6 protein-coding genes are annotated in these 4718 nt (G+C 35.0%); all 6 read left to right on the forward strand.

The genetic code is table 11. The annotated features are described in order from the left end of the window. Positions 1 to 297: 297 nt before the first annotated feature. On the forward strand, positions 298 to 1065 hold the full coding sequence (locus IBX42_RS11220; RefSeq protein ID WP_294932972.1) for a hypothetical protein: 768 nt from the start codon (positions 298 to 300) through the stop codon (positions 1063 to 1065). Positions 1066 to 1174: 109 nt separating this feature from the next. Continuing rightward, positions 1175 to 2014 (forward strand): DNA damage-inducible protein D, encoded by an 840-nt coding sequence (gene dinD / locus IBX42_RS11225; protein WP_294932975.1) that lies wholly within the window; start codon positions 1175 to 1177, stop codon positions 2012 to 2014. A 92-nt stretch (positions 2015 to 2106) separates the two neighbouring features. Further along, positions 2107 to 2559 (forward strand): SsrA-binding protein SmpB, encoded by a 453-nt coding sequence (gene smpB / locus IBX42_RS11230; protein WP_294932977.1) that lies wholly within the window; start codon positions 2107 to 2109, stop codon positions 2557 to 2559. Then, positions 2559 to 3425 (forward strand): M23 family metallopeptidase, encoded by an 867-nt coding sequence (locus IBX42_RS11235; RefSeq protein ID WP_294932979.1) that lies wholly within the window; start codon positions 2559 to 2561, stop codon positions 3423 to 3425. The genes smpB and IBX42_RS11235 overlap by 1 nt, the downstream gene beginning before the upstream one ends. Then, the gene (locus tag IBX42_RS11240; protein ID WP_294932981.1) at positions 3422 to 3991 is read left to right on the forward strand and encodes a tetratricopeptide repeat protein; all 570 of its coding nucleotides are present in this window, start codon (positions 3422 to 3424) and stop codon (positions 3989 to 3991) included. Before IBX42_RS11235 ends, IBX42_RS11240 begins: the two co-directional genes overlap by 4 nt. Before the next feature lie 8 nt (positions 3992 to 3999). Beyond that, positions 4000 to 4718 (forward strand): Nif3-like dinuclear metal center hexameric protein (locus tag IBX42_RS11245; RefSeq protein ID WP_294932983.1); only part of this gene is annotated, 719 nt, incomplete at its 3' end.

The raw sequence follows: 4718 nt of genomic DNA on the forward strand, positions 1-4718 counted from the left end.
GGGGGGAGTGATTTCCTAAATACTTAGAGAGATTCAATATATGGAGACATGTAATTTAAAATATATCAATCTGATATATTTTTGTATGAGACTGATTTATTCACGTATGCTTCACTAAATTAAATTTTAAAGGTCAAAAATGGATAACGATTTTAAAGATTCTGTAAAAGCAAGACTATGGGATTATAAATACACGCCTTTTTTAAGTGCTTATGTTTTTTCATGGCTCTATTGGAACAGTAAACTAATACTTATTTTTACTTCCTCAAAACTTTCTATCGAAAAAAAATTGAGCTGTTGTCGTGGGGAGATGTAAACTATGAATATCCTTTATATTTTGCCTTGGCATATGTATTTCTTTTTCCAATAGCTACGGCAGTTTTTTATGCTGTAACGCTGTGGTATAAAGTCTTAATGAATTGGATACAACAAAAAATACAAGACAAAACACCACTTCCGCAAGAAAAAGCAAATAAGATTATCAAAGAAAATATAAGACTAGAGCTAGAGCATAACAAAATTGTTGAAGAATTAGAAAAAATTAAACAAGATTATTCTATCAGAGAGAGTGCTTTAACAATTCAGTATGCAGATAAAGAAAAAGAATTTGACAAAAGAGTTGATGAGGAAGTTCAAAAGCAGACTCACAAGATTAATAGCGAATTACATAAAACAAATACTATACTAGTTGATAAAGACAACACGATTGAAGCATTACATGAGGAAATAAATGAGTTAAAGAAAACAATCACTCAGCTTAAATCAATTACAGAAGAAGTGCCATTAATCGATACCGCATACAAAAGAGCTAAAAATAGTAAGAATCAGCTTGTGAATAATTTAACAATAGACCAAATTAAAATTTTGGCAATTTTTTATAATCATGACTCTGTTATATCTATAAATAATTTAAAATATTATGCAAATCAAGATTTTAAATTATCTAAAACACTGGTGGAATCAAGATTTAAAGAGTTATCAGATATTGGATTAGTTGCAGTAGATGGTGGTAACTGTAAAATAACACAATCTGGCAAAGAGATATTGGAAATATTATTTAATTGATTTAGTAAGAATCAATTAAAGTTGAAAAATAAAATATATTTCAATTTGTCATGTTTTTGACTATCCTAATTTAAAAATGCTAATATCAAAAAAACTCATTGGAGCTTAAATGAAAACTACAGTATCACATCAAAGTCATCAAACATTTGAAGATATAAAACAAGTAGATAGTAATAGAGTAGAATTTTGGTATGCAAGAGCACTTGCAAAAGTGCTGGAGTATAGTGATTTTAGAAACTTCATAAAAGTTATTAACAAGGCAAAAGAAGCGTGTGCGAATAGCGGCTTAGAAGTAACTAATCACATCGTTGAAGTCAACGAGGAGATAGAACACGGAAAAGGTGCAAAAAGCAGTTATCCATCTTTTGCACTCTCAAGATATGCCTGTTATCTTATCGTCCAAAATGCAGACCCGAGCAAGAGAGTTGTAGCTAACGGGCAGACATATTTTGCCATTCAGACAAGAAGAGCAGAACTTCAAGATGATGAAAAATTTTCTCAGTTAAAAGAAGATGAAAAAAGATTATTTTTAAGAAATGAACTAAAAGAACACAATAAACAATTAGTAGAAGCCGCTTTTAATGCAGGCGTAGAGTCGAATCTTGATTTTGCAATATTTCAAAATCATGGATACAAAGGTTTATATGGTGGGCTTGATGCCAAAGATATTCATGCAAAAAAAGAACTCAAAAAGTCTCAAAAGATTTTAGACCACATGGGAAGTACAGAACTAGCAGCTAATCTCTTTCGTGCTACACAAGCAGAGGAAAAACTTAAACGGGACAATATCAAAGGTAAAGCAAACGCTAACCAAACACACCATGAAGTGGGTAAAAAAATAAGACAAACCATCGAAGAGCTAGGCGGAGAGATGCCAGAAGATTTACCAAACCCAAAAAAGAGCGTGAAAAGCATAGAAAAAGAGCAGGCAAAATTTCAAAAGAAATAATTTTTTTAAAATATGAGTGTTTAGTCATCATTAATCAGATTGTAAAATAATGCAGATATAATAAAAAAAATAAAAGGGAGAAACAATAGGCGATGGGTGAGACGATAGCAAAAAATAAAAAAGCCTATTTTGATTACTTTTTAGAAGAGAAGTTTGAAGCGGGTTTAGTTCTCAAAGGCAGCGAGATAAAGGCTATAAGAGCTGGACGTGTAAATTTAAAAGATAGCTTTATCCGTTTTGTCAACAATGAAGCATTTTTGTTCAACGCGCATATAGGCAGACTTGAGACGACTCACCATTTTTACTCACATGAAGAGAGAGGGAGCAGAAAACTTCTTTTGCATAAAAAACAGATAACAAAGATGATAAAAGCGGTTGAGAAAGAGGGGTATACGGTAGTTCCTTTGCAGCTCTATTTTAACGATAGAAACATTGTAAAAATCCAAATTGCCATTGCAAAAGGGAAGCAGCTTCATGATAAAAGAAATGACCTCAAAGAGAAGGACATGAAGCGCGATATGGAGCGCTCCATGAAGGATTATTGATGAGGTTCTTTTTTCTCTTTTCTCTCTTCGTAGGTACTGTTTTTGCACTCGATATAAAGATAGCAAGCTCAACTGTCTCAAACGGAAAAACTGCTCTTTTGGAGTTTAAAAAAGAGAAAAATATCAGTTATGAAGATATAGCGCTGGGTAGTAAAAGATATAAAATCTTTAAAAATCCGCTTAATGATGAGATGTTCTACGCGCTTATTCCTGTAGACTACTATGAAAAGCCATCGGATAAAAAAGTAGAGATTTATTATAAGCAGGGGAGTGAGCAAAAAAGCAAATCTCTCTTCTTTCGCGTAGAGAGTGCAGACTATGAGAAAGAGACGCTCAGTGTTGATGGCTCAAAAGTAGTTTTAAGCAAAAAAGATCAACAAAGGGCTTCAAAAGAGTACGTTGAAGCTATGGAGGTCTATAAAAAAACAACCATGCAAAGTTACATCTCTTCGGAGTTTATTATCCCATTGGATAGTAAAATAACAAGCGACTTTGGAAAAGCAAGGGTTTATAATGGTTCATTGAAGAGCTATCATGGAGGAACGGATTTTAGAGCTGGCGAAGGTGAGCCTCTCATAGCATGTAACAACGGAAAGGTAGTCCTCTCAAAAGATAGATTTTACTCTGGCGGTACGGTAGTTATAGACCATGGACACGGCATATACTCATGCTACTTTCACATGAGTAAGCTCGATGTTAAAGAGGGAGTGATGGTAAAAAAAGGCGAAACAATCGGCCTCTCCGGAAGCAGCGGCAGAGTGACTGGTCCGCATCTTCACTTTGGAATCAGGGTCGCTGCCCAGCAGGTTGACCCGCTTCAGTTTATTGAGCTGATGAATGAAAATATATTAAAAGGTATAAAATGACACTATTTCAGATTATTATGCTAGGTGCTTCGGCATTTTTTGCATTTAAAGTTTACGAGCATATTCAGACTCTTCAAAATCCAAAACCAAAAGATGATGGGCATGTTCCATCCTCATTTGATCCGGAATCATTGGTAATAAGAGCAGATGGGGCATTTGAGAACGGCGACCTGCCAAAGGCAATTGCTCTGTTTAAAGAGGCGAATGCAAAAGTAGGGCAAGATTCTGATATTCTGTTTAAAATGGGCTATATTTTAGAGCAGCTTGGAGACAGAGATGAAGCATTGGGCTTCTACAAAGAGGCTCTTGAGGACGATAAGAACAATGAGTATATCCACAACGCAATAGCATCTATTTACAGAGCCAACGGAGAGTTTGTATCGGCGAAACTGCACCTAAACGCCTCTTTGAGCATTAATGACAACAATCCGACTACATACTACAATTACGGAAACCTTCTAGTCGATATGAAACATTTTGAGGAAGCCAAAGAGATGTATAAAAAGGCGATTGAGATGAATGAAGATTTCAAAGAGGCAAAAGAAGAGCTTGAGAAACTAGGCTAGGAGATAAGATGAAAATTTCTGAGATATATGAGTTTTTGAACGAACTTTCACCTTTTGAACTTCAAGAGAGCTGGGATAACTCAGGCTTGTTGCTTGGAGATTTTAACCAAGAGGTTCAAAAGGTAGTTCTTAGCATAGATGTCGATGAAGCTCTCATAGACTCCATGGAGGAGAACACCCTCTTGATAACGCATCATCCTCTTATGTTTGGCGGGCTTAAGCAGCTTGAGTTTAACTGCTATCCAGCAAACCTTATTTACAAGATGATACAAAAAAATATCTCAAATATCTCAATGCACACAAATTTTGACCAAACGCATCTAAACGAATATGTGGCAACAGAGGTTTTGGGCTATAAGATTGCTCAAAAAGATGGTTTTGTAGCGTATTTGGACATAGATGAAGATTTTGATGTTTTTGCTATAAAAGTTGCCGCTGCTTTTTCTCTGCCTTATGCAAAGTGTGTCAAGAGTTCTCAAAGGGTAAAAAGGGTGGCTCTTACTACAGGTTCCGGATGCTCTTTGATTAAGTCCATTAAGGCTGATTGCTTTTTAACCGGAGACATCAAATATCACGATGCCATGGAGGCAAAGAGCATAAATCTCTCCATGATTGATATAGGGCATTTTGAGAGTGAACACTTTTTTGCAGAAATTTTGTTTAAACATTTGAAAAATTTAGGTTTAGAAGCTATAATTTCATCATCAAAAAACCCTTTTACTTATAT

It is taken from the genome of Sulfurimonas sp., assembly GCF_014859695.1.
Taxonomy (GTDB): Bacteria; Campylobacterota; Campylobacteria; order Campylobacterales; family Sulfurimonadaceae; genus Sulfurimonas.

Bases quoted from the DNA above. Each gene is read 5' to 3' on its own strand.
- dinD (WP_294932975.1), top strand. From the start codon at position 1,175: ATGAAAACTACAGTATCACATCAAAGTCATCAAACATTTGAAGATATA.
- IBX42_RS11235 (WP_294932979.1), top strand. From the start codon at position 2,559: ATGAGGTTCTTTTTTCTCTTTTCTCTCTTCGTAGGTACTGTTTTTGCA.
- IBX42_RS11240 (WP_294932981.1), top strand. From the start codon at position 3,422: ATGACACTATTTCAGATTATTATGCTAGGTGCTTCGGCATTTTTTGCA.
- smpB (WP_294932977.1), top strand. From the start codon at position 2,107: ATGGGTGAGACGATAGCAAAAAATAAAAAAGCCTATTTTGATTACTTT.